The 24,857-nt window shown below is 72.0% G+C and carries 19 protein-coding genes and 2 pseudogenes; all 21 read right to left on the bottom strand.

Annotation, left to right across the window (positions count from 1 at the left end; genetic code table 11):
- Positions 1–6: 6 nt before the first annotated feature.
- The 21 genes and pseudogenes from LVQ62_RS13525 to ruvX all read right to left on the bottom strand — a co-directional run bounded on the left by LVQ62_RS13525 (position 7) and on the right by ruvX (position 24,837).
- Positions 7–2,127 (bottom strand): primosomal protein N', encoded by a 2,121-nt coding sequence (locus LVQ62_RS13525; RefSeq protein WP_233762345.1) that lies wholly within the window; start codon positions 2,125–2,127, stop codon positions 7–9.
- 177 nt (positions 2,128–2,304) lie between these two features.
- A complete protein-coding gene (metK, locus tag LVQ62_RS13530) occupies positions 2,305–3,525 on the bottom strand; it encodes a methionine adenosyltransferase (protein ID WP_233762347.1) in 1,221 nt (406 codons plus the stop codon).
- 97 nt (positions 3,526–3,622) lie between these two features.
- Complete coding sequence (gene coaBC, locus LVQ62_RS13535) at positions 3,623–4,852, bottom strand: bifunctional phosphopantothenoylcysteine decarboxylase/phosphopantothenate--cysteine ligase CoaBC (RefSeq protein WP_179480378.1); 1,230 nt, start codon at positions 4,850–4,852, stop codon at positions 3,623–3,625.
- A 26-nt stretch (positions 4,853–4,878) separates the two neighbouring features.
- On the bottom strand, positions 4,879–5,142 hold the full coding sequence (gene rpoZ, locus LVQ62_RS13540) for a DNA-directed RNA polymerase subunit omega (RefSeq protein WP_179480376.1): 264 nt from the start codon (positions 5,140–5,142) through the stop codon (positions 4,879–4,881).
- Positions 5,143–5,243: 101 nt separating this feature from the next.
- A complete protein-coding gene (gmk, locus tag LVQ62_RS13545; RefSeq protein ID WP_179480374.1) occupies positions 5,244–5,795 on the bottom strand; it encodes a guanylate kinase in 552 nt (183 codons plus the stop codon).
- Between the two features lie 3 nt (positions 5,796–5,798).
- Entirely contained in the window at positions 5,799–6,113 is a 315-nt protein-coding gene (gene mihF, locus LVQ62_RS13550) for an integration host factor, actinobacterial type (protein WP_179480372.1), read from the bottom strand.
- 237 nt (positions 6,114–6,350) lie between these two features.
- Positions 6,351–7,232, bottom strand: coding sequence for an orotidine-5'-phosphate decarboxylase (gene pyrF, locus LVQ62_RS13555; RefSeq protein WP_233762350.1), 882 nt, complete (start codon positions 7,230–7,232; stop codon positions 6,351–6,353).
- Positions 7,229–10,532, bottom strand: a pseudogene (carB, locus tag LVQ62_RS13560) (carbamoyl-phosphate synthase large subunit). Before carB ends, pyrF begins: the two are co-directional and overlap by 4 nt.
- On the bottom strand, positions 10,532–11,698 hold the full coding sequence (carA, locus tag LVQ62_RS13565) for a glutamine-hydrolyzing carbamoyl-phosphate synthase small subunit (RefSeq protein ID WP_233762352.1): 1,167 nt from the start codon (positions 11,696–11,698) through the stop codon (positions 10,532–10,534). The pseudogene carB and the gene carA overlap by 1 nt, the downstream one beginning before the upstream one ends.
- Complete coding sequence (locus tag LVQ62_RS13570) at positions 11,695–12,993, bottom strand: dihydroorotase (protein WP_233762354.1); 1,299 nt, start codon at positions 12,991–12,993, stop codon at positions 11,695–11,697. The genes carA and LVQ62_RS13570 overlap by 4 nt, the downstream gene beginning before the upstream one ends.
- Before the next feature lie 62 nt (positions 12,994–13,055).
- Positions 13,056–13,978 (bottom strand): annotated as a pseudogene (locus LVQ62_RS13575) (aspartate carbamoyltransferase catalytic subunit).
- On the bottom strand, positions 13,975–14,574 hold the full coding sequence (pyrR, locus tag LVQ62_RS13580; protein WP_179480361.1) for a bifunctional pyr operon transcriptional regulator/uracil phosphoribosyltransferase PyrR: 600 nt from the start codon (positions 14,572–14,574) through the stop codon (positions 13,975–13,977). The pseudogene LVQ62_RS13575 and the gene pyrR overlap by 4 nt, the downstream one beginning before the upstream one ends.
- 198 nt (positions 14,575–14,772) lie before the next feature.
- Positions 14,773–17,973, bottom strand: coding sequence for a glycoside hydrolase domain-containing protein (locus tag LVQ62_RS13585; RefSeq protein ID WP_233762358.1), 3,201 nt, complete (start codon positions 17,971–17,973; stop codon positions 14,773–14,775).
- Between the two features lie 230 nt (positions 17,974–18,203).
- Positions 18,204–18,614, bottom strand: a complete 411-nt coding sequence (nusB, locus tag LVQ62_RS13590) for a transcription antitermination factor NusB (RefSeq protein WP_179480357.1) — start codon at positions 18,612–18,614, stop codon at positions 18,204–18,206.
- A 7-nt stretch (positions 18,615–18,621) separates the two neighbouring features.
- Positions 18,622–19,182 carry an elongation factor P gene (gene efp, locus LVQ62_RS13595; RefSeq protein ID WP_179480355.1) on the bottom strand — a complete coding sequence of 187 codons (561 nt, stop codon included), beginning with the start codon at positions 19,180–19,182 and terminating at the stop codon, positions 18,622–18,624.
- Positions 19,183–19,356: 174 nt separating this feature from the next.
- Complete coding sequence (aroB, locus tag LVQ62_RS13600; protein ID WP_233762360.1) at positions 19,357–20,433, bottom strand: 3-dehydroquinate synthase; 1,077 nt, start codon at positions 20,431–20,433, stop codon at positions 19,357–19,359.
- Positions 20,430–20,948: a shikimate kinase gene (locus LVQ62_RS13605; RefSeq protein ID WP_179480351.1), complete on the bottom strand. Its 519-nt coding sequence runs from the start codon at positions 20,946–20,948 to the stop codon at positions 20,430–20,432. Before LVQ62_RS13605 ends, aroB begins: the two co-directional genes overlap by 4 nt.
- Entirely contained in the window at positions 20,945–22,165 is a 1,221-nt protein-coding gene (gene aroC / locus LVQ62_RS13610) for a chorismate synthase (protein ID WP_233762361.1), read from the bottom strand. Before aroC ends, LVQ62_RS13605 begins: the two co-directional genes overlap by 4 nt.
- 13 nt (positions 22,166–22,178) lie before the next feature.
- The gene (locus LVQ62_RS13615) at positions 22,179–23,042 is read right to left on the bottom strand and encodes a shikimate dehydrogenase (RefSeq protein WP_370639630.1); all 864 of its coding nucleotides are present in this window, start codon (positions 23,040–23,042) and stop codon (positions 22,179–22,181) included.
- A complete protein-coding gene (gene mltG / locus LVQ62_RS13620) occupies positions 23,015–24,325 on the bottom strand; it encodes an endolytic transglycosylase MltG (RefSeq protein ID WP_233762365.1) in 1,311 nt (436 codons plus the stop codon). The genes LVQ62_RS13615 and mltG overlap by 28 nt, the downstream gene beginning before the upstream one ends.
- Positions 24,322–24,837 carry a Holliday junction resolvase RuvX gene (gene ruvX, locus LVQ62_RS13625; protein ID WP_179480345.1) on the bottom strand — a complete coding sequence of 172 codons (516 nt, stop codon included), beginning with the start codon at positions 24,835–24,837 and terminating at the stop codon, positions 24,322–24,324. Before ruvX ends, mltG begins: the two co-directional genes overlap by 4 nt.
- Positions 24,838–24,857: the final 20 nt, after the last annotated feature.

Consider the following 24,857-nt stretch of genomic DNA (forward strand, 5'->3'; position numbering starts at 1 on the left):
GTGAGGTCAGAGCAGGTCACCCGCCGGGTCGACGCGGACGGTGACGCTGCCCGGCTCCTTGCGGGCGCTGCGGCCGGCGCGCGCCGCGTGCAGCGCGGCTGCCGCCCGCGGACCGTCCTCGAGCGACGTACGCAAGAGCAGCCGCTCCTGAACGGTGCCGTCGCGCTCCGGGTGTGCCAGCGGACCGATCCGCTCGAACCCGTCGCCGACGCCGCGGTCCATCGACACGACCGCCGGAGCATCGCCGGTGAGACCGGCCATCCACACCGCCGGCGGCAGCGCGAGCGCCTCCCGCTCGGCCAGCTCCCGCTCCGCGAGCCACGCGGGCGCCCATCGCACGAGCGCCTGCACCACGGGCAGCGGTTCGTCGTCGCGCACGCCGCACACGACGACCACGCCGTCGTCGTCCTGCGACCGGGTCAGGGCGGCGGCCGTGCACCATCGCCGCAACGTCTCCTCGCCGGCGGACAACACCGGCCGGTCGACCAGCGCCCAGGCGTCCAACAGCAGCGTCGCCCGGTAACCCTGCGCCGCAACGGGTTCGGCACCCGGGGTGGCGATCACCAACGCGGGCGAGGACGACACATGGGCCACCACCTCACCGGCGCCCGAGCGCACGACCGGCACGCCCGGGAACGCCCGTCCCAGCTCCTCGGCCGTACGGCGCGCGCCGACGACACCCGCCCGCAGCCGGTGCGAGTGGCAGTTGGGGCAGTCGAACGGGGTTGCCGGGACGCCGCACCACCGGCACACCGGGGTCTCCCCTGACCCCGTCAACGCCAGCGGGCCGTGACAGACCGCGCAGCGAGCGGGGTCGCGGCAGGTGTCGCAGCGCAACGACGGCAGGTAGCCCCGGCGGGGCACCTGCACCAGCACCGGCCCGTGCTGCAGCGCCTCGTGCGCGGCGCGCCACGCCGCTGACGGCAGGTGAGCCCGCGCCGCAGCACCGGAGCGTTCGACGTCGCGCTCGTCGCCGGCCACGATCACCCGTGGCACCGCCGCGCGGCGCACCGGAAGGTCGACCGATTGCAGCGCGCCCTGCTGCACCCACTGCTGGATCGCGACCGACCGGGCGAAACCCCCGCTTAGCAGGCCGGCGCCCTCGTGCTCCGCGCGCAGCCGCAGCACCTCGCGCACGTGCGGGTACGGCGCGCGCGGCTCCGCGAGCAGGTCGTCGCCGTCGTCCCACCACGCCACCAGACCCAGATCGGCCACCGGCGCGAACGCCGCGGCCCGGGTCCCGACGACGCAGCGCACGTGTCCGCGCAGCAGCTTCAGGAAGGCGGTGTAGCGCGCCTGCGGGCCCTGGCTCGCCGTCAGCCGCACGTGCCGGCCGGGTCCGAGCTGTTCGGTCAGGGCCTCGTCGAGCCGGTCGACGTCGCGGTGGTCGGGCACCACCAACACCGCTCCGCGACCCCCGTCGAGCGTCGCGCGGGCCGCCTGCGCCATCGCGGTCGGCCAGTCGAGCACGGGATCGGTGGTGGGCGCTGCGAGCCAGGCGGCGGCCGGCGCGCCGCCGGCGCCCAGCCGGTGCAGGAACGCCGGGCCGGCGGGGTACCGCCCCCAGGCACCCGTCCCGGGGCTCGTCGGATCGGGCGCGGCGGATGCGGCGTGTTCCTCCCCGCCGCTCTCGGGTGAGGGGGCGTCGGCACCCTCCACCTTGGCGTCCAACGCCTTCTCCGCGGCCGCGTGGCGGGCGGGCACGGCGAGGCGCACGACGTCGCTGAACGTCCCGGCGTACCGGTCGGCCACCTCGCGGCACAGCCGGGCGATCGCCGGGGTGAGCGCCGCCTCGGGCGACACGACGCGCCGGATGTCCGTCAGCTTCCCGACGTGCTCGGCCTCCCGGACGCGGGCCAGCACGAAGCCGGAGACGTCCTTGCCCGCGAACCGCACCTTGACCCGGGCGCCGGGCAGGGCGGTGTCGTCGAGGTCGACGGGCACGGCGTACTCGAACGGCCGGTCCAGGTGGGGCAGCCCCACGTCGACGGCCACCTGAGCGACCGGGAGTTCGGGACCGTCGTCGGAGGTCGCGCGCGCGGTCGTACGGCGGGTTGCGGCGGCGGCGTGCAGCAACGCCAGCTGATGCTCGCTCGGCGCCTGCGCCGCACCTCTCTCGTCGTCCACGCGCTCAGTTATACGGGGCAGGACGGACACCACGTCTGCGCGTACGACAGATGGGGTCGTGGCGCGCTCCATAGAGCGCGCCACGACCCCATCTGTGGGACGAGCTTGGTGCGTCCCGCCTCGGGGTCCTCGCGAAGTATTCGGAGGAGCGAAGCGGGGGAGAAACTTCGTGGGGTATTACCCGCGGACGGCCTTCTGCAGGTGCTCGATGCGGTCGGTGCGCTCCCAGGTGAACGCGTCCCGGATGCCGGGCGCCTCGGTGCGGCCGAAGTGGCCGTAGGCGGCGGTCGGCTGGTAGATCGGGCGGAGCAGGTCCAGCTCCTCCACGATCGCGGCGGGCCGCAGGTCGAAGACGTCCGTGATGGCCTTCTGGATGTCGTCCAGGGGCGCGGTCTCGGTGCCGAAGGTCTCGACGTAGAGACCGACCGGCTGCGCCTTGCCGATCGCGTAGGCGACCTGCACCTCGCACCGGGTCGCGAGCCCGGCGGCCACGACGTTCTTGGCCACCCAGCGCATCGCGTACGCCGCGGACCGGTCGACCTTCGAGGGGTCCTTGCCGGAGAACGCGCCGCCGCCGTGGCGGGCCATGCCGCCGTAGGTGTCGACGATGATCTTGCGGCCGGTGAGGCCGGCGTCGCCCATCGGGCCGCCGATGATGAACTGCCCGGTCGGGTTGATCAGCTTGCGGTACGACGAGGTGTCGAGGGTGTTGCCCGCCGCGGCGAGGTCCTCCAGCACCGGCCGGATGACGTGCTCGTCGATGTCCGGCGCGAGCATCCCGTCCAGCGAGATGTCGTCGGCGTGCTGCGTGGAGAGCACCACGGTGTCCAGACCGACGGCCCGGTCACCCTCGTAGGAGATGGTCACCTGGGTCTTGCCGTCCGGGCGCAGGTAGGGCAGCGTGCCGTCCTTGCGCACCCGGGTGAGGCGCTCGGAGAGGCGGTGCGCCAAGAAGATCGGCAGCGGCATCAGCTCGGCGGTGTCGTCGCACGCGTACCCGAACATCAGGCCCTGATCGCCTGCGCCCTGGCTGTCCAGGGCCTCGGTGCCGCCCTCGGCGCGGTGCTCGTGCGCGGTGTCGACGCCCTGGGCGATGTCGGAGCTCTGCGCGCCGATCGAGATGGACACTCCGCAGGAGTGCCCGTCGAAGCCCTTGAGCGAGGAGTCGTAGCCGACGTTCACGATCGTGTCGCGGACGATCTGCGCGATCGGGACGTAGCTGTTGGTGGTGACCTCACCGGCCACGTGCACCAGGCCGGTGGTGACCATGGTCTCCACCGCGACCCGGGATCGCGGGTCCTCTTTCAGCATGGCGTCCAGGATCGAGTCGCTGATCTGGTCGCAGATCTTGTCCGGGTGTCCCTCGGTGACCGATTCGGACGTGAAGAGTCGTACCACTGCAGGCTTCTCCTATGGGTCGCGGCGCTCGTGCGGCGTATGCCGCGTGATCGCGCGGCACCCGTCATCCGGGGCACCGAGCGGCCGACGGCCGAGTCTAGACGGTGGGTGCGATGGCGCGTACGGCGTCCCACACAGCGTGCGCGACGGTCGTCTTGTCCGCCGGGCCGATGTCGTGCGAGCTGGAGCCGTCGCCGCTCAGCAGGTGCACGGTGGTGTCGTCCTGACCGAAGGTCACACCGTCGCCCACCTCGTTGGCGACCAGCAGGTCGACCGGTTTGCGGGCCAGCTTGGACCGGGCGTGGTCGAGCACGCTGCCCTGCTCGTCGCCCGTCTCGGCCGCGAACCCGACCAGCACCGGCGTCGTGCCCTCGCCGCGCCGGGTCAGCAGCTCGGCGAGGATGTCCGGGTTGCGCACCAGGCGGACGACGGGCACCGCGTCCGGCGCGGCCGGGTCGAAGGTCTTCTTGATCTTGGCGGTGGCGGCGTGCTCGGGGCGGAAGTCCGCCACGGCCGCGGCCATCACGACGACGTCGGCGTCCGCGGCCAGCACGGCGTCGCGCAACTGCAGGGCGGTCTCGACACGCACCAGCGCGCATCCGGGCGGCGCGGGCGTGCTGACCGTGGAGACGAGGGTGACCTGCGCGCCGCGCTGCGCTGCCACCGCCGCCAGCGCGTATCCCTGCTTGCCGGACGACCGGTTGCCGAGATAGCGCACCGGGTCCAGTGGTTCGCGGGTGCCGCCGGCGGTGACGAGCACGTGCAGACCGGCGAGGTCACGGTCGCGCGCATCGTCAGGATCGCCGGTGAGGAACGGCGCGCAGTACGCGGCGATGTCGGCGGGTTCGGGCAGCCGGCCCGGGCCGCTGTCGGCGCCGGTGAGACGCCCGCTGGCGGGTTCGATGACGTGCACACCGCGCTCGCGCAGCGTCGCGACGTTGGCGACGGTGGCGGGGTGCTGCCACATCTCGGTGTGCATGGCCGGGGCCAGGACGACCGGACAGTGTGCTGTCAGCAGGGTGTTGGTGAGCAGGTCGTCGGCGATGCCGTGGGCGGCCTTCGCGAGGAGGTCGGCCGTCGCCGGCGCCACCACGACGAGGTCGGCCTGCTGGCCCAGCCGCACGTGGGGCACCTCGTGCACCTGCGACCAGACGTCGTCGCTCACGGGCTTGCCCGACAGGGCCGCCCAGGTGGGTGCGCCCACGAACCGCAATGCTGCGGCCGTGGGCACGACGGTCACGTCATGACCGTCCTCGGAGAACGACCGCAGCAGTGAGCATGCCTTGTACGCGGCGATGCCACCGCTGACGCCGAGGACGATCCGCATGACGCGACCGGAAGGGGTCGTGGGACCTAGGCTTCGACCTTCTCGATGTCGAGCAGACCCTGGTTGATCTCGCGCAGCGCGATCGAGAGGGGCTTGTCGTTGACCTGGCTGTCGACGAGCGGGCCGGCGTACTCCAGCAGTCCCTCGGACAGCTGGGAGTAGTAGGCGTTGATCTGGCGGGCGCGCTTGGCGCCGTAGATCACCAGGGCGTACTTGGAGTCAGCGACGCGCAGCAGGTCGTCGATGGGCGGGTCGGTGATGCCCTCGGGGGTGGCGTGGGTGCCGGACACGAAGAGTCTCTTTCCGTTGCGGTGCAAGTGCGTTCATGGTGGCGACCGGCGTTGCGCCCGGCATCCAGTGCTGGGCGCGACGGTCGCGCAACTGCAGCAGTCTAGTGCTGCTGCATCAAGTGTACGAGTTCGCCGGCGGCCCGCCGTACGTCGTCGTTGACGATGACGGTGTCGAACTCGTCCGCGGCGGCCAGTTCGAGGCGGGCCGTGGCGAGCCGACGCTCGCGCTCCTCCGGGGTCTCGGTGCCGCGCCCGACGAGCCGGCGTACCAGTTCGTCCCACGACGGCGGCGCCAGGAAGACGAAGTGCGCCTCGGGCAGTTGTTCGCGCACCTGCCGCGCGCCCTGCAGGTCGATCTCCAGCAGCGGCAGCAGCCCCGCCTCGATCGCGGCCTGCATCGGGGCCCGCGGGGTGCCGTAGCTCGCCCGACCGTGCACGACGGCGTACTCGAGGAACTCCCCCTGCGCCGCGAGCTCGTCGAAGCGCTCCTGGGAGACGAAGTGGTAGTGGCGGCCCTCGACCTCACCGGGGCGGGGGCGACGGGTCGTCACCGACACCGAGAGCCACACCTGGGGGTAGTGCTCGCGGATGTACGCCGAGACCGTGCCCTTCCCGACCGCGGTGGGTCCGGCCAGCACGAAGAGTGCAGGCATCCCTCAGGCCTCGAACCGCTCCAGCAGGGCGGTGATCTGGTTGGTCCCGAGGCCCCGCACCCGCCGACTCTCGGAGATGCCGATCTCCTGCATGATCTGCGCGGCGCGCACCCGGCCCACCCCGGGCATCGACTCCAGCAGCGCCGAGACCTTCATCTTGCCGATGACCTCGGAGTGCTTCCCGCTCTCGATCACGTCGCGCAACGACCCCTGCGCGTACTTCAGGCGGTTCTTGACCTCCGCCCGCTCCCGACGGGCTGCCGCCGCCTTCTCCAACGCCTGGGCTCGTTGCTCGGGCGTCAGTTCGGGGAGGGCCACCGGGTTACTCCTGAGTTGGTCTGAAGTCAGTCTGCATCGTCGATGGCCACCCGCGAATCCGCGACAGCCGTTCCGGCGAACCTATCCACCGACAGGGATGTTGGGCAATCCGGGTTCCTAATCATGCTGCGCGACAGCGGCACTGACGCAAGGAACGGGCGTGGAAATCAGTCAAGGAGACCCGTGACGGCGCGCTGGCTGCTCCCGTCGGTGCCATCTTCCGGCGTGCCGGGCCGGTCAGACCCGCAGAGCGTCCGCGGTACGCCGGGCGGTGTCCCGCAAGGTGCGCACGTCCGGTCCCGCGCCCAGCACCTCCCTGCTGCTCGCGGCCAGCACCTGCGGAAGCGCCGCCCCGAACACGTCCAGCAGCTGCGCCGACCCGGCCCCCTGGGCGCCCACGCCGGGCGCGAGGACCGGCGTGGCGGCACCGACGAGGTGCAGGTCCAAGCGTCGTACGGCGTCGCCGACGGTCGCCCCGACGACGAGCCCCACGCTGCCGAGCTCGCCCCGACCGCGCGCCGGTGCATTGTCGACGGCAGCGCCGGAGACGACGCTGCGCGCCACGCTCACCCCGTCGAGCGTCGCGTGCTGCACGCTCGCGCCCTCGGGATTGGAGGTGAGCGCCAGTACGAAGACACCGCGGCCGGTCGCGTGGGCCAGGTCGATCGCCGGGCGCAGCGACTCGTACCCCAGGAACGGGCTCAGCGTGATCGCGTCGGGTGCGTGCGGGGACTCGCGCAGGAACGCGTCGGCGTACGCCGCCATCGTGCTGCCGATGTCGCCGCGCTTGACGTCGAGCACGGTCAGGGTGCCCGCGTCCCGCAGCGCCGCGACCACCCGCTCCAGCAGCGCCACTCCCTTGGACCCGAAGACCTCGAAGAACGCCGACTGCGGCTTGACCGCCGCCACCTGCCCGCCGAACGCCTCGGCGCAGGTCATCGCGAACCGCTCGACCCCTGCCAGGGTGTAGGGCAGTCCCCACGCCTCGACCAGAGCGCGGTGCGGGTCGATCCCGGCGCAGAGCGGACCGTGCGCGTCCATCGCGGCGCGCAACCGGACCCCGAACGGCGCCCGCCCGCCCACAGCGTTCGCCGAGCCCCCGGGAGTCTCCGAGGTCATCGTGCGTAGAGGTTCAGGTCCCGGGCGTGCGCCTGCAGCGGCTTGACCTTCATCGGCCCGGCCAGCTGCGCCTCGATGCCCTGCACCGCGGCCGCCAGCTGCTGCACCGTGGTGATGATCGGCCGGTCCATGCTCGTGGTGGCCGCCCGGATGGCGTAGCCGTCGACGCGCGCGCCCTGCCCGGACGGGGTGTTGACCACCATCGCCACGTCTCCGGCCAGGATGCGGTCGACCACGGTCGGCTCACCCTGCGGTCCGCGACCCTCGCTGTGCTTGCGCACGACCTGGGCGTGGACGCCGTTGCGGCGCAGCACGTCCGCCGTGCCCTCCGTTGCGAGCAGGTCGAAGCCCAGGTCCGCGAGCCGCTTGAGCGGGAAGATCATCGCGCGCTTGTCGCGGTTGGCGATCGAGACGAAGATCAGCCCCTCGCGCGGCAGTCCGGTCACCGAGCCCAGCTGGCTCTTGGCGAACGCCGAGCCGAAGTCGTCGTCGATGCCCATCACCTCGCCGGTCGAGCGCATCTCCGGCCCGAGCAGGCTGTCGACGACCTCGCCCTCGGTGGTGAGGAAGCGCTTGAACGGCAGCACCGCCTCCTTCACCGCGGTCGGCGCCGAGGACGGCAAGGTGCTCCCGTCGCCGCGCGGCGGCAGGATCCCCCTCGTCGCGCAGCTGCTGGATGCTCGCCCCCAGCATCACCCGCGCCGCGGCCTTGGCCATCGGTACGCCGGTCGCCTTGGCCACGAACGGCACCGTGCGGCTGGCGCGGGGGTTGGCCTCGAGCACGTAGAGGATGTCCTGCGCGAGGGCGAACTGCACATTCATCAGACCGCGCACGCCGATGCCCTGCGCGAGCTTCAGGGTGTACTCGCGCACCCGGGCGACCTCCTGCGCGCCGAGCGTCACCGGCGGCAGCGCGCACGCGGAGTCGCCGGAGTGGATCCCGGCCTCCTCGATGTGCTCCATGATCCCGCCGAGGTACATCTCGTGCCCGTCGTAGAGCGCGTCCACGTCGATCTCGATGGCGTCGTCGAGGAAGCGGTCGACCAAGACCGGGTGCTCCGGGGAGGCGTCCGTGGCGCGGGTGACGTACTGGGCCAGCGTGTCGTCGTCGTAGACGATCTCCATGCCGCGCCCGCCGAGCACGTACGACGGCCGCACCAGCACGGGGTAGCCGATCTCCTGCGCGACGGCCAGGGCCTCGTCGGCGCTGTAGGCGATGCCGTGCTTCGGCGCGGGCAGCTTCGCCTCGGCCAGCACCCGGCCGAACGCGCCGCGGTCCTCGGCCAGGTCGATGGCCTCGGGCGAGGTGCCGACGATGGGCACGCCGGCCTCCTTGAGCGCCTTGGCCAGGCCCAGCGGGGTCTGCCCGCCGAGCTGCACGATGACGCCCGCGACGGGGCCGGCGGCGCGTTCGGCGTGCACGACCTCGAGCACGTCCTCCAGCGTGAGCGGCTCGAAGTAGAGCCGGCTGGACGTGTCGTAGTCGGTGGAGACGGTCTCAGGGTTGCAGTTGACCATCACCGTGTCGAAGCCGGCGTCGCGCAGCGCGAACGACGCGTGCACGCAGGAGTAGTCGAACTCCACGCCCTGCCCGATCCGGTTGGGGCCCGAGCCGAGGATGAGCACGGCGGGCCGCTCGCGCGGCGACACCTCGCTCTCCTGGTCGTAGCTGGAGTAGTAGTACGGCGTGCTGGCGGCGAACTCCGCGGCGCAGGTGTCGACCGTCTTGTAGACCGGGCGCACCCCGAGGGCGTGCCGCACCCCGCGTACGACGGCCTCCGGCGTGCCGCTCAGCTGCGCCAGCTGGGCGTCGGAGAAGCCGTGCCGTTTGGCGAGGCGCAGCAGCGCGGGTGTCAGCTCCGGCGCGGTGCGCACCCGCTGCGCGACGGTGTTGATCAGCTCGATCTGGTCCAGGAACCACGGGTCGATCTTGGTGGCGTCGTGCACCTCCTCGACGGACAGACCGGACCGAAGTGCCTGCTGCACCAGCACGATCCGCCCGTCGGTCGGCGTACGCGCCTGGTCCAGCAGCGCGCGCCCCATCTCCTTGGACGGCTCGTCGTCGGGGTTCCAGTGGAAGGAGGAGCCGGAGCGCTCCATCGAGCGCAGCGCCTTCTGCATCGCCTCGGTGAAGTTGCGCCCGATGGACATGGCCTCGCCGACCGACTTCATCGTGGTGGTGAGGGTCGGGTCGGCGGCCGGGAACTTCTCGAACGCGAAGCGCGGCACCTTGACCACGACGTAGTCCAGCGACGGCTCGAAGCTGGCGGGCGTCTGCTCGGTGATGTCGTTGGGGACCTCGTCGAGGGTGTAGCCGATGGCCATCTTGGCGGCGATCTTGGCGATCGGGAAGCCGGTGGCCTTGCTGGCGAGCGCGCTCGATCGCGACACCCGCGGGTTCATCTCGATGACGATGATCCGCCCGTCCTCGGGGTTAACCGCGAACTGGATGTTGCAGCCACCGGTGTCGACGCCGACTTCGCGGATGACCGCGATGCCGATGTCGCGCAGCCGCTGGTACTCCCGGTCGGTCAGGGTGAGCGCGGGCGCGACGGTGATCGAGTCGCCGGTGTGCACGCCCATCGGGTCGAGGTTCTCGATGGAGCAGACGACCACCACGTTGTCGGCGTGGTCGCGCATGACCTCCAGCTCGTACTCCTTCCAGCCGAGGATCGACTCCTCCAGGAGCACCTCGGTGGTCGGGCTGGCCTGCAGGCCGGCGCCGGCGATCCGGCGCAGCCCCTTCTCGTCGTACGCGAACCCGGAGCCGAGGCCACCCATGGTGAACGACGGTCGCACCACCATCGGGTAGCCGAGCTGTTCTGCGGCAGCGAGGCATTCGTCCATCGTGCGTGCGATGATCGACTTCGCCGACTCCGCGCCGCAGCGGGCGACCACGCCCTTGAAGCGCTCGCGGTCCTCCCCCAGCTCGATGGCCTCGACGTTCGCGCCGATCAGCGGGCAGTTGTACTTCTCCAGCACCCCCGCCTCGTGCAGCGCGATCGCGGTGTTGAGCGCGGTCTGCCCGCCCAGGGTCGCGAGCACCGCGTCCGGGCGCTCGGCCGCGATGATCGACTCCACGACCGCCGGATTGATCGGCTCGACGTACGTCGCGTCGGCGAACTCCGGGTCGGTCATGATCGTGGCCGGGTTGGAATTGACGAGGATGACCCGCAGGCCCTCCTCGCGCAGCACCCGGCACGCCTGGGTGCCGGAGTAGTCGAACTCGCACGCCTGGCCGATCACGATCGGCCCGGAGCCGATGACCAGCACGCTCTTGATGTCTTCCCGCCTGGGCATTACTTGTTCTCCTTGTTGCTGGCCATCAGGTCGGTGAACCGGTCGAAGAGGTACGCCGCGTCGTGCGGGCCGGCCGCAGACTCGGGGTGGTACTGCACCGAGAACGCCGGCAGGTCGAGGCACTGCAGCCCCTCCACGACGTCGTCGTTGAGGCAGACGTGCGAGACCCGTACCCGCCCGTACGGCGCACCCTCGGGCGCCAGCACGTCACCGTCCAGCGGCGCGTCCACGGCGAATCCATGGTTGTGCGCGGTGATCTCGACCTTGTGGGTGCTCCGGTCGAGCACCGGCTGGTTGATGCCGCGGTGGCCGTACTTCAGCTTGTAGGTGCCGAAGCCGAGCGCTCGGCCGAGCAGCTGGTTGCCGAAACAGATGCCGAAGAACGGGATCCGCGCGAGCAGCACCTCGCGCAGCAGCGTCACCTGGGGCGCGGTCGCCGGGTCGCCCGGTCCGTTGGAGAAGAACACCCCGTCGGGGGCGAGCGCCTCGATCTGCGCGTACGTCGTGTCCGCCGGCAGCACGTGCACCTCGACGCCGCGAGCCGCGAGACTCACGGGCGTGGCGGCCTTGATGCCGAGGTCGATCGCGGCGACGGTGAAGCGCTTCTCCCCCACCGCCGGCACCACGTACGCGGTCGGCGTCGTGACCTCGGATGCCAGCTCGGCTCCGTCCATCCGGGGCGCGTCCTGCACCCGGGCGACCAGATCGCCGGTAGTAAGGGCGTCGCCGGAGAAGATGCCGACGCGCATCGCCCCTCGCTCGCGCAGGTGGCGGGTCAGCGCGCGGGTGTCGATCCCGCAGATGCCGACCACGCCCTGGTCGCGCAGGTCGTCCTCCAGGGTGCGCACCGAGCGCCAGTTGGACGGTCGCAGCGCGGGGTCGCGCACCACGTAGCCCGACACCCAGATCCGTCGCGACTCCCCGTCCTCGTCGTTGACTCCCGTGTTGCCGACGTGCGGCGCGGTCATCACGACCACCTGCCGGTGGTAGCTGGGGTCGGTGAGCGTCTCCTGGTAGCCGGTCATACCGGTGGAGAAGACGGCCTCGCCGAAGGTGACGCCGCTCGCGCCGTACGCCTCGCCGATGAACGTCGTGCCGTCCTCCAACACAAGGGTCGCGGGCGACCTGTCCAGTGCGAAGAGATCCTGTGCTGTCTGCTGATTCACGCGTGCACCTCGCCGTCGAGCAGCGTCGCCCGACCTCGTAGGAAAGTGGCGTGCACCGCGCCGTCGAGCGCGATGCCGTGCCAGGGGTTGTTGGACGAGAGCGACCGCGAGGCGTCCCGGTCGACCGTGACGCGGGCAGCCGGGTCGAAGAGCATCAGGTTGGCCGGAGCCCCGTCGGCGAGGCCACCGCCCTGATCGTCGAGCCCGGCGATCCGAGCCGGCGTCGTCGACATCGCGGCCGACACCTGCGACCAGCCCATCGACCCGCCGCGCACCATCACCGTGTGCACGACCTGCAGCGCCTGCTCCAGGCCGAGCATCCCGAACGCCGCCTCGGCGAACGCGTGCTCCTTGTCGTGCCGGGCGTGCGGTGCGTGGTCGGTGGCGACCGCGTCGATGGTGCCGTCCGCCAGCGCTTCCCGCAGCGCGGCGATGTCCTCGGCGGGTCGCAGCGGCGGGTTGACCTTGAAGGTCGGGTCGTATGTCGCGACCTTCTCGACCGGCAGCATCAGGTGGTGCGGGGTCACCTCCGCGGTGACCGCGATGCCCTGCGCCTTGGCCCAGCGCAGCACCTCCACCGAGCCGGCCGTGGAGACGTGCGCGATGTGCACCCGGCTGCCGGTGTGCCGCGCGAGCATCACGTCGCGGGCGACGATGACCTCCTCGGCGACCCCGGGCCAGCCCGGGAGGCCGAGCCGCCCGGACAGTTCGCCCTCGTGGGCGCACGCGTCGGAGCCCGCCAGGCGCGGATCCTGGGCGTGCTGGGAGACCACGCCGCCGAACGCCTTGACGTACTCCAACGCCCGGCGCATGAGCCGCGCGTCGTGCACGCACTTGCCGTCGTCGGAGAAGACCCGCACACGGGCGCGGGACCGGGCCATCAGCCCTAGCTCGGCGAGCTGCTCCCCCGCGAGGGCCTTGGTGACGGCACCCACGGGGTGCACGTCGACCAGCCCGGCCCGCCGGCCCAGCTCGCGCACCCGTTCCGCGGCCTCGGCCGTGTCGGTGACCGGGTCGGTGTTGGCCATCGCGAGCACGGCCGTGAAGCCGCCCGCGGCCGCGGCCGCGGACCCTGTGACGATCGTCTCGGCGTCCTCGCGGCCCGGTTCACGCAGGTGGGTGTGCAGGTCGACGAGGCCGGGCAGCGCCACGAGTCCGTCGGCGTCGATACGCCGGGCGTCGCGGGGGGCGTCGGAGCCGGTCTCCACGCGGCGGACGACGCCGTCCTGCAGCAGCAGGTCGGCGCGGCCCTCGCCGACGACGTCCGCGCCCACGATCAGATACGAATCAGTCACTGCTTTCTCCGATCGGGGTCCCCGCGAAGTATCGGAGCGCAGCGCAGAACTTCGTGGGGTGATCATTGCGCTCCTCCCAGGAGGTGGTAGAGCACGCTCATCCGCACCGCGACGCCGGCCGAGACCTGGTCGAGGATGAGCGAGCGGGCCTCGTCGGCGGCGTCGGCGGTGATCTCCAGCCCCCGGTTCATCGGACCGGGGTGGGCGATCACGGCCGTGGGCGGGAGCAGCTTCAGCCGCTCCCGGGTGAGGCCGTAGCCGACGGTGTACTCGCGCGGCGTAGGGAAGTACCCGCCGGTCATCCGCTCCTTCTGCACCCGCAGCATCATCACCGCGTCGGCGTCCGGCAGCACTGCGTCGAAGTCGTACGTCGTGGCGAAGCCCGCCGCCTCGCTCCAGGCGCCGATCCCACTGGGCATCAGCGTCGGCGGGGCCACCAGCGTCACCTGCGCGCCGAGGGTCTTGAGCAGCAGCAGGTTGCTGCGCACCACACGGGAGTGCGTCAGATCCCCGGCGATCACCACGTGCTTACCGGCGAGGTCGCCGATGCGGCGACTGATGGAGTACGCGTCCAGCAGGGCCTGGGTGGGGTGTTCGTGGGTGCCGTCACCGGCGTTGACGACGATGGCGTCCACCCAGTCGGCGACCTGCGCAGGCGCACCGCTCGCGTGGTGACGGATCACCAGCCCGTCGACGCCCATGGCCGCGACCGTGGTGACGGTGTCGCGCAGCGACTCCCCTTGCTCACCGAGGAGCCCTTCGCGGAGATGTTGATGACGTCCGCTGACAGCCACTTCCCGGCGATCTCGAAAGACGACCGGGTGCGGGTGGAGTCCTCGAAGAAGAGGTTGACGACCGTGCGGCCGCGCAGGGCGGGCAGCTTCTTGACCTCGCGGTGCTGCACGTCGTGCATCTGGGTGGCGGTCTCCAGGATGGTCAGTGCCTGGTCCCGGTCCAGGTCGGCAGCAGACAGCAGGTGCCTCACGACGTCACCTCCGAGGTGTCGGCGGCGGGCGCGTCGACGATGCGCACCTCGTCGATCCCGTCGTCCTCCACCAGGGAGACGTGCACGCGTTCGCGCAGCGCGGTGGGGAGGTTCTTGCCGACGTGGTCCGCGCGGATCGGCAGGTCGCGGTGTCCCCGGTCGATCAGCACGGCGAGGCGTACGGCGCGCGGGCGGCCGAGGTCGCCGATCGCGTCGAGCGCAGCACGCACGGTCCGCCCGTGGAAGAGCACGTCGTCCACGAGCACGACGACGGCGTCGTCGATGCCGGCGGGCGGGATCTGGGTCGGTGCGGCGGTGCGGATGGGCTGCAGGCGCAGGTCGTCGCGGTACATCGTGACGTCGAGCGCGCCGGTGGGCACGTGCACGCCCTCCACCTCGGCGATCGCCTCGGCCAGGCGCGCGGCCAGGGTGGCACCGCGGCGCGGGATCCCGAGGAGCACTAGGTCATCGGCGCCCTTGTTGCGTTCGAGCAACTCGTGCGCCACACGGCGCAGGGCGCGACGGATCTCGTTCTCGGAGAGGACCACTCGACCGGTGGATGCACCGGGAGCCTTACGGTCTGGACGCGTCGACAAGCGTCATGACCTCCTTCGCCGCCTCGCAGGACGGATCGTTAAAGGATGTCTGTCGGCCCCGATGGTAGCGGAGGGAGCGCCCGCCCGCCGACGGCGTCCACGCGTTCGGACTCGCTCGGCCGGCGATTGTCAGCGTCTCTCTGGCGTATCCACCAGAGAAACGCTGACAACCGCGCCGTGCGCCGCGCAGCGCACGGGTCAGGGACCGGTGTACGCCGTGACGTCGAGCGTGAGCCGGACGCTCCCGCCCGATACGTTGGTGATGGTCACTGTGCCCCTCCCGCTGATCGGCAGCAGTGCGGTGTTGGTGCCCGCTCCACCCGCCGTGAAGCCCAGCAGCGAGCTCGCGCTGGAGACCGTGCCGTTCGTCAGATACCCCGAGGCCTGAGCAGACTCGGCGTCGAGCACGACCTCGACACCGGTCGACGTGCCGGGCACCGGCGTGCCGTAGGTGTCGCGCACCTGCACCGTCACCGACCCGCGGGCGGGGATCTGCACCGCGCGGGAGAACGCCGCCGTGGCAGTGACACCGGACAGGATCCGCGTCGGCGGCACCTGGGTCCACTGGCCGCCGGACGCACCGCCGTACCCCTGCACATCGACGACGACGTGCAGGCTGTGCGCCGAGCGGTTGGCCACGGTGATCGTGCCCGACGAGCCGAGCCGGACCAGCGTCGTGCTCGCGACGCTGCGCCCCGCACCGAAGGCAAGCACCGAGGTGCTGGTGCTGCTCACCGTGAGGTAGCCCGCGGAGCCGGCCGAGGTCGCGGTGACGTTCAGCAGCGCGCTCGCGGACCCGGTGGGGACCGGTGAACCGGACGCACCGGCCACCTTGAAGGTGACCGTGGCGCCGGCCTCGATCGCGGTACGCCGGCTGTTGGACCGGGTGCCGACGCGGGTGTCGACGATCCGGGTGTGCGTCGTCGCCGTCCACCGGCTTCCGCCGGTGGACGCGTAGCCCTCGACGTCGATCATCAGGTGCACCGCCGCCGGGCCGTGGTTGGTGACCGTCACCGAACGGCCGGTCAGCGGGAAGAGCCGCGAGGAGGAGGTGACCTGCGATCCGCCGAACACCACGGCCCCTCCGGGGGTGGTGAGCCAGCCCGGCCTGGACGTGGAGACGCTCAGGTGCAACTGGGCGCCGGTCGCAGAGGACGGCACGGGCGATCCGACCAGACCGCTGACCCAGATCTTCAGGGACGCCCCGGGCGCGAGCGGCGTGTGGACGGCGTTGAAACGGGTGCCGAAGCGGGTGTCGACCAGCCGCACGGGACCGACGGCGGTCAGACGGGTCGATGCGGTCGGCACGACGGTGCCCGTGGTGACGCCCGGCCCCGAGCCGCCGGCGTTCTTGGCGACGACGGTAAAGCGGTAGGTGGTGCCGTTGCTGAGCCCGGTCAGCGTGGCCTTGCGCGCGCCGGCGCCCACGCTGACCGACCGCCCGCCGGGGGACGCCGTGACGGTGTAGCTGCCGACCGTGCCACCGGTGGTCGGTGCCGTCCAGTCGACCGTTGAGGAGCCGCTGCCGACCGTGGCGGACAGCCGTGACGAAGGACCGGGCACTGCCGGTGCGGGCGGCGGCGGAGGCGTCGACGAGAGCGCCTTGAACCACATGGCGTCGACCGCGAACGGCGTGTGCGCTGCACTGCCGCCGTTGTCGCCGACGTGCACCGCCACCGTGGCGGCCGAGTGCAGCGTGAAGGTGCCGACCGAGCGGTACCCCTTGGCGCTGGACTGGTCGAGCACCGAACCGGTCGACACGCCGCCGCCGGTGATGGAGTAGCGCGCCCGCCCGCTGCTGTTGCTGGACGACACGTAGGCCATCGCGCTGTAGGTGCCCGCCCCCAGGTACCTCGACCATGTGGCGCCGTTGACCTCCGTGGAGGTGCCGCTGCTGCCGGTGTAGACCGCGTGGCCACCCAGCCCCTGGCCGGTCATCGTGTGCCAGGACGACATCGGTCCGGTCAGGGAGAACCCGGCTCCGACGGGCCCGGTGGTGTTGCTGCCGTACGAGACGGGCGTCGCGTTACCGGCGAGGGGCGCGTCGATCCAGTTCGCGTCGATGTTGATCCGCACACCGCCCCAGGACTCGGTGACGTTCCCGGCGTACTGGTGCAGCCGCTGGTGGTTCGCCCATTCGGCGTCGGAGAAGCGGGAGTACGACGACTGGGCAGTGGTGTTCGCCAGGCCGTTCCAGTACGCGAACCAGACGTGGTCGGGCGCGACGAAGCTGCTGCCGGCGGAGGACATGTCGCTCATCACCGAGGGCGGGCCCCCGTACACGCCGGACAGGTAGCCGGACCGGTGGACGGCGGTGGTCCACACGGAGAGGAACGTCAGCGCAGCGTTGCGGCACGAGCTGCCGAGACCGTAGTTCTCCATGTCGAAGTAGAGCGGCCGGCCGGTGCCGATACCGAACGACCGGGCTTTCGCGACGGCGTCGGCGGCAGCCGCGGTGCCCTGGCTGGCGGCACTGGAGGGAGAGATGGTGGACAGGCCGCCGGCCTGGACGCACGGTGCCTGCAGCCCGACGTAGATCGGGATCAGACCCCATCCCGCGCTGCTGACCGCCGACACGTAGGACGCGGACAGGTTGCCGTCGCCGCACGCGCGGTTCGCGCCGCCGATGTAGACGCCGACGGCGCGGTACGGCGAGCTCTTCCACGCGCTGAGGGCACTGGTCGAGGGAGCGGAGCAGGTATCCAGCCCGAACCCGGTGAACGCCGAGGTCGATGCGGCCACGGCGCTGGTGCTCGCTCGCGGGCCTGCGGTGGCAGCCGGCTGCGCGGCCGAAGCGCCCGGGCTCGTCGCGGCGCGCGCCAGGGCTGCCGCAGGGACCGACCCGGTGGTGCCGGTGACGCTCGCGAGGGCCGCGTCGACGTCCGTCCGGGAGGTGCCCCAGGTCGCCTGGATGACGACCTTGCGTCCGGCGACCGCGGCCAACTGCTCGTGCGCGGTGGCGTCGGTCATCACGCGCGCGGCCATGGTGCCCACCCGGCCGCTCGGCGTGCCCGCGGCGGTGGCCGACGGCGCGAGCCAGAGGGTGTCCGCCCGGCCCACCAGGTGGGCGGGGCAGTCCTGCTGTGCCGCCGCCGCGCCGGTGTAGACCGTCGGGACGTCCAGTCGCACGCAGGCACCGGGGGTCTTGTCCAGGTCGACGACCCGCCAGCCGGCCGGCACCCGCACGGACACCCCGCCGTACGAAACGACCCGGGTCCCCGTGGCGCCCGCGGTGGTGGACACCGGAGCGGCGGCACTGGTGACGGGAGGGACGGGCGACGGCGCCGGTGCGGGATCGGCGCCGGCCGGTCCGACCGCGAGACCCATCGTCGCGGCCGCCGTCACGGTGCCGATCAGGGCCGCGCGATATGCGGCGCACGATCCACGACGGATCTTCACTGGGACTCCTGTGACAGGTGAGGCTGGTGGGCCTCCATACCGTGCCACAGGCGACGTTCAGTGTGGGGGTTACGAGCCTGGCGAAATGCAAGCCGCCACGCCGATCTTCCCGGGATCGGTCACATCGGACACGACGGCGGACGACGGCGGACGACGGCGGACGACGAGGGTCGCCGCGCGCCGTATGAAGCGCGCCGCGACTCCACCCGGTCGGGGCCGAGGGGGTCGACTCAGGCCAGGGTGTGCTTGACCTGCGCGACTTGGGTGAGCAGGCCGCTCATGAACTGCGGCGAGGCGTCGGTGGACAGCTCACTTGCCAGGTGGGTCGCCTCGGCGATCGCCACCTTCTCCGGTACGTCGTCGTTGAACGCGAGCTCCCAGACCGCGAGCCGCAGCAGGGCCCGGTCGACCGCCGGCATGCGGTCCATCGGCCAGTCGGTGTACGTCTGGATGGTCTCGTTGATGACCGACCAGTGCGCCACCACGCCGCGGACCAGGTCGGCGGTGTAGTCCGGCAAAGGCGCCGGTGTGACGGGTTCCGCGACCCGCTCGTCGAGCAGCGTCACGGCGTTCACACCGCGCTGCTCGGCCTCGAAGAGCAGGTCGAGCGCGCGCTTGCGAGCCTTGGTGCGAGCGCCCACCGTCGCCTCAGCTCACGCGGCCGAGGTACGACCCGTCGCGGGTGTCGACCTTGACCTTGACGCCGGTCTCCAGGAAGAGCGGGACGGAGATCTCCGCGCCGGTCTCCAGCGTGGCGGGCTTGGTGCCGCCGGTGGAGCGGTCGCCTTGCAGGCCGGGCTCGGTGTGGGTGATCTCCAGGACCACGGAGGTCGGCAGCTCGACGTAGAGCACCGTGCCGTCGTGGGTGGCCACGATCGCCTCGTTGTTCTCGAGCAGGAAGTTCGCGGCGGTCCCGACGGTCGCGCCCGGGATGGTCACCTGGTCGTAGGTCTTGACGTCCATGAAGACGTAGTCGGACCCGTCCTTGTAGAGGTACTGCATGTCGCTGCGGTCCACGGTGGCCGTCTCGACCTTCACGCCGGCGTTGAACGTGCGGTCCACGACCTTGCCGGACAGGACGTTCTTCAGCTTGGTGCGCACGAAGGCCGGCCCCTTGCCGGGCTTGACGTGCTGGAACTCCACCACCGACCACAGCTGGCGGTCGATGGAGAGGACCAGACCGTTCTTCAGTTCGTTCGTGCTCGCCACGGGTAGGACTTCCTTCGGTAGTTCAGGTGCAGGTCTCGGGGATCGATCCCGGAGCCACGCACTCACGGATCGACGCAGACAGGCGCACATGCCGCGTGTCTGCGTCGGGGTGGGTGCCGATTCGGCCGCCGGATCGTCGAGTCCAGTCTACCGGCCGGGACGCCCTGCCCCGAATCAGTCGGTGGCGCTGACCGCGTCGTACGCCGCGCGCAGGTCCGACTCCGCGGGTCCTTCCAGCCGGGTGACCGCCGCGATGTCGGTCAGCACGACGAACCGCAGCAGGTCGCCGCGGGTCTTCTTGTCGCGTCGCATCGCGGCGAGCAGATCCTCCCAACGGCCGTCCCGGTAGGTCGTCGGCAGGCCGAGCGAGGTCAGCACCCGGCGGTGCTCGACCACCAGATCCGCGGCGAGCAGCCCTGCCCGATGAGCCAGCTCGGCGACGTAGACCATTCCCACGGCGACGGCGTCACCGTGGCGCCAGGTGTAGTGCTCGACCTGCTCGATGGCGTGCGCGAAGGTATGGCCGTAGTTGAGGATCTCGCGCAGCGAGGACTCCTTGAGGTCCGCGGCGACCACCCGCGCCTTCACCGCGACGGCCCGGCGCACCAGCTCGGGCAGCACCTCGCCGTCCGGATCGCTCGCAGCCGCCGGGTCCGCCGTGACGAGCTCCAGGACGCGCGGATCAGCGATGAAACCGCACTTGACGACCTCCGCGAGCCCCGCGACCAGGTCGGCCCGCGGCAACGTCGCCAGCAGGTCCAGGTCGCACAGCACCGCGACCGGTTCATGGAAGGCACCCACGAGGTTCTTCCCCTCGGGGGTGTTGATGCCGGTCTTGCCGCCGACCGCGGCGTCGACCATCCCGAGCAGCGTCGTCGGCACCTGCACGACCCGGATGCCGCGCAGCCAGGTCGCGGCCACGAACCCGGCGAGGTCGGTGGTGGCTCCCCCGCCGAACCCCACGACGACGTCGGTGCGGGTGAAACCCGCCTCGCCCAGCCGGGACCACAGACGCGCGGCGACATCGGCGGTCTTCGCGGCCTCGGCATCCGGCAGCTGCGCAACCAGGACCGACCGGTCGCCCGCGCGCAACGCAGCAGCCAGCTCGTCCGCGCGGTCGGCCAGCGTCGGCGGGTGGACGAGCAGGACCCTGGTGGCGTCGTCCGGCACGACCGCCGGCAGCTGCGCGAGGACCCCACGACCGACCAGTACGTCGTACGCGGTGCCGACCGGGATCCGGTCGATCGTCATGCCCGCTCCGTCGAGCCGGGGTCGATCAGCTCGGACACCTGAGCGACGACCTCCGCGATCTTGCGGCCACCGGTGTCGACCCGCCACGTCGCGAGCGCTTCGTACGTCGGGCGCCGGGCGTCCATCATCCGGGTCCAGGTGGCGCGTGGGTTGACGGCCAGCAGAGGCCGCGAACCGTCGAAGCCGACCCGGCCCGCCGCGTCCTTGATCGTCACGTCCAGGAAGACGACCGGCGCACCGCGCAGCAGCTCCGCGGTGCCCGGGTGCATCGCCGCTCCCCCGCCGAGTGCGAGCACGCCCTCGCCCTGCAAGCCGCGTGCGACCGCGGCCGCCTCGAGGGCGCGGAACGCCTGCTCGCCCTGCTCCACGAAGATGTCGGAGATGCTCGCGCCGGCCTCCTGCTCGACCAGATGGTCGGTGTCGACGAACGGCACCTGCAACCGGGCGGCGACCCGCCGACCGACGGTGGTCTTGCCCGCACCGGGGGGTCCGATCAGGACCGCGACGACGCTCACCAGGTCCGCATCTCGGCCGGGATGGACTCCAGGTAGCTCAGGTGGTTGCGCGCGGTCTCCACGACGCTGTCGCCGCCGAACTTCTCCAGGCACGACTGCGCCAGCACGAGCGCGACCATCGCCTCGGCGACGACTCCCGCCGCCGGCACCGCGCACACGTCCGAGCGCTGGTGGATCGCGGTGGCGGGCTTGCCGGTCGCGGTGTCGATCGTGCGCAGCGCCCGCGGCACGGTCGAGATCGGCTTCATCGCGGCGCGCACCCGCAGCACCTCACCGGTGGACATGCCACCCTCGGTGCCGCCGGCCCGCCCGGACGTGCGGCGTACGACGCCGTCCTCGCGCACGATCTCGTCGTGGGCCTGCGAGCCGGGTCGGGTCGCGGTCCGGAACCCGTCGCCCACCTCGACGCCCTTGATGGCCTGGATGCCCATCAGCGCGCCGGCGAGCCGGGAGTCCAACCGCCGGTCCCAATGCACGTGGGAACCGAGGCCGGGCGGGACGTCGTAGGCGATGACCTCGACCACTCCGCCCAGCGTGTCCCCGGCCTGCCTGGCGGCGTCGATCGCAGCGACCATCGCCGCGGATCCGGCCGGGTCCAGGGTGCGCACCGGGTCGGCGTCGAGCGAGTCGACGTCGTCCGGATCCGGCAGCGGTACGTCGTCGGCGGCCACGGCCCCGCCTATGGCGACCGTGTGCGAGACCAGCCGGATGCCGTACGCCGCCTGCAGGAACCGGGCGGCGACCTCACCGAGGGCGACCCGCGCGGCCGTCTCGCGCGCGGACGCGCGCTCCAGCACCGGGCGGGCCTCGTCGAAGCCGTACTTCTGCATCCCGACCAGGTCGGCGTGGCCGGGCCGGGGCCGGGTCAGCGCCTTGTTCCGGGCCAGTTCCTTCGGGGCGCCCACGTCGTCGGCGGCCCGGAGGTCGTCGACGTCCACCGGCTCCGGACTCATCACCGTCTGCCACTTGGGCCACTCGGTGTTGGCGATGGTGATCGCGACCGGCGAGCCCATCGTGCGGCCGTGTCGCACGCCGCCGGTGAACTGCACCTCGTCCTGCTCGAACTTCATCCGGGCACCGCGGCCGTATCCGAGCCGGCGGCGGGCCAGGGCGACGACCAGATCCTCCCGGCTGACCGGGATCCCGGCGGGCAGACCCTCGATCACCGCGGTGAGGGACGGGCCGTGGGACTCACCGGCGGTCAACCAACGCAACATGCGCCCGAGTTTGTCACGCCCCCTGGGTGCGCTGCGCCGCCCGTCCAGCCGCCTGCATCGCGGCGAGCGGCGCGTCCCGGCCCGTCATGGACCGCACCTGGGCGGCCGCCTGGTGGATCAGCATCTCGATGCCGGGTACGACGCTGAGTCCCGCGCCCCGCGCCGCAGTCCCCAGCGGCGTCGGCCACCCGGCGTAGACCACGTCGAGCAGGACCCCGTCCCCGGTGAGCTGCCGCTCCCCCAGCGTGGCCGCGACCGCGTCGGCGCCGCCGGGCGGCAGGGTGCTCACCGCGACCGGCACCTGAGTGAGCAGATGGGCGGCATCGTCGAGCGGCGCCACCCTGATCGTCATCCCCGCCTCACGGGCCTGCCGCAGCGTCTCGGGGCGGGCCTCGCCGCGCACCGCGAGGACGACGTCGTGCAGGTCGAGCCCCGCCAGGGCAGCCAGGGCCGACCGAGCGGTGGCGCCGGACCCGAGGACGAGGGCCCGCCCGACGCCGGGGGCGACACCCGCGTCGAGCAGCGCCGCGCGGATCCCCAACACGTCGGTGTTGTCCGCGTGCCATGAATCGTCCTGCCGGATCAGCGTGTTCGACGCTCCGGTACGCAGCGCGGTCGGCGACGCGACATCGGCCAGCGCCAGCGCGGCCTCCTTCAACGGCATCGTGAGGGCCAGTCCGCGCCACCGCTCGTCGAGCGAGGCGAGGAAGCCCGGCAGCTCCTGCGCGCCCACGTCGAACAGGTCGAACGTCCAGTCGGACAGGCCGAGCGCGTCGTACGCCGCCCGGTGCAGGACCGGCGAGAGCGAATGCGCCACCGGCCGGCCGAGGACCGCCGCCCGTGGACCGCTCAGCACTTGCCCGGATGCGCGGTGCACCAGGCCTGGAAACGTCGTACCGCGGCCGCGTGCCCGGTGCTGTCGGAGGCGAAGACCGTCTCGCCCGTGGCCAGGTTGACGGTCACGAAGTACAGCCACGGACCCGCCGCGGGTCGGTACGCCGCACGCAGGGATGCCAGTCCGGGGTTGTCGATCGGCCCGGGCGGCAGTCCGGCGGAGCGGTAGGTGTTGTACGGGCTGGACGAATCGCGTTCGCCGTTGCTGGTGGTCACCTTGCCGCGGCGGTGCAGCAGGTAGTTCACCGTGGAGTCCAGCTGCAACGGCATCCCGCGTGCGATGCGGTTGTCGACCACGCGCGCGACCTTCGGGCCGTCCTGTGCACGGCTGGCCTCCGCCTCCACCAGCGAGGCCACGATGGTGACCTTCGCGAGGCGGCTCTGCGGGATCCCGAGACTCGCCACCTCCTGCTTGAAGCGGGTCACCATGGTCTGCAGCTGGGTCTGCGCGCTCGCGCCCTTCGGGAAGTCGTACGTCGAGGGGAAGAGGTATCCCTCGACCCGGCCCCGAGCGGCTGCCGGCAGGCTGAGAGACGCGACCGGCACCTTCGTGTAGTCCGCGAGCGGCACCTTGGTCGCCTGGGACAGACGGCTGTAGATCTCGGTGGCCCACAGGCCCTCGGGGATGGTGACTCCCCCGGACACCTTCGCCTTCGGATCCAGCAGTACGTCGAGCGCGTCGGCGGAGCTCATGTGCCTGCGCAGCCGGTAGGTGCCCGGCTGCAGCGCCGCGAACTTGGAGTTGTTGGCGGCGAGCGCGGTGAAGGAGCTGGCCGACTTCACGACCCCCGCCTTCTGGAGGGTCTCGCCGATCGCCGTCCCGGAGTCGCCCGGCGCGACGGTGATGGTCACGCTCCCGGTGCCCGCGCCCACGTAGTCCCCGCCGCCACCGGCGAGCGCGCCGCCCCCGCCGAACTTGGGCAGGAACGAGGAGCCGAGCGTCGAGATGGCGAAGATGAGGGCAGCACCGATCACGAGCGCACCGACGATCAGCGCCAGGCATCCACGCACCGCGGGCCGACGGCCGTCGTCGTCCGGCCGTCTGCGGGGCCGTGCCTCGCGTGGACGGGGAGCTGGGGCCTGCTGCTGCAGGTCGCGCTCACGCGCTTCGCGCCTGCTCACAGCCGGGGCTGCCACCGCGGGTGGCACCGGCCCGGTGGCGTCCGGGTCCGCATCGGACAGCGGGCCGGTCGCGTCCCGACCACCCTGCCGGGCGCCGCGCCCGGATGAGCCGAAGATCGAATCCCCGAGATGGGAGTCGTTCATCCGGGCCTTCCTTCCGAGGGGCGTCGGCGGCTCTGCCGAGTACGCGGTTTGCGGCCGCCGACGATTTCTCCCGGAGCGTGTCCGGAAACACGCTCGGAGTCAAGCGCGGCTTGCAGGATCAGCACAGCTGCCTGCTGGTCGATGATCTCCCGACTGGTGCGGGCCGTACGCCCGGCGGCGTGCAGGGCGCGCTGTGCGTCCACCGTGCTCAAGCGCTCGTCGACCAGCCGCACGACCACCCCCGGCACCTGTTTCGCCAGGGCGACGGCCCAGGACCGGGCCGTCTGCGCGGCAGCCCGCTCCACCCCGTCCATCGAGAGCGGCAGCCCGACGACGATCTCGAGGACGCCGCGTTCTCCGGCTTCGTGCGCGACCTCGGCGGTGTCGGCGACGCCTGCGGGGTCGCGGCGGACCGTACGCAGCGGGGTGGCGACCGACGCGTCCGGATCGCTGGTCGCGACACCGATGCGCACCGATCCGACGTCGACGCCGAGGCGGGCGCCCGGCCTCACCGCACCCACCTGGCTTTTGG

The sequence above is a fragment of the Allobranchiibius sp. GilTou73 genome, from assembly GCF_021391335.1.
GTDB classification, from domain to species: domain Bacteria; phylum Actinomycetota; class Actinomycetes; order Actinomycetales; family Dermatophilaceae; genus Allobranchiibius; species Allobranchiibius huperziae.

Coding starts and splice junctions, on each gene's coding strand:
- coaBC (WP_179480378.1), bottom strand. CDS start 4,852: ATGCGGATCGTCCTCGGCGTCAGCGGTGGCATCGCCGCGTACAAGGCA.
- aroB (WP_233762360.1), bottom strand. CDS start 20,433: ATGACGATCGACCGGATCCCGGTCGGCACCGCGTACGACGTACTGGTC.
- gmk (WP_179480374.1), bottom strand. CDS start 5,795: ATGCCTGCACTCTTCGTGCTGGCCGGACCCACCGCGGTCGGGAAGGGC.
- aroC (WP_233762361.1), bottom strand. CDS start 22,165: ATGTTGCGTTGGTTGACCGCCGGTGAGTCCCACGGCCCGTCCCTCACC.
- pyrF (WP_233762350.1), bottom strand. CDS start 7,232: ATGACCTCGGAGACTCCCGGGGGCTCGGCGAACGCTGTGGGCGGGCGG.
- mltG (WP_233762365.1), bottom strand. CDS start 24,325: ATGAACGACTCCCATCTCGGGGATTCGATCTTCGGCTCATCCGGGCGC.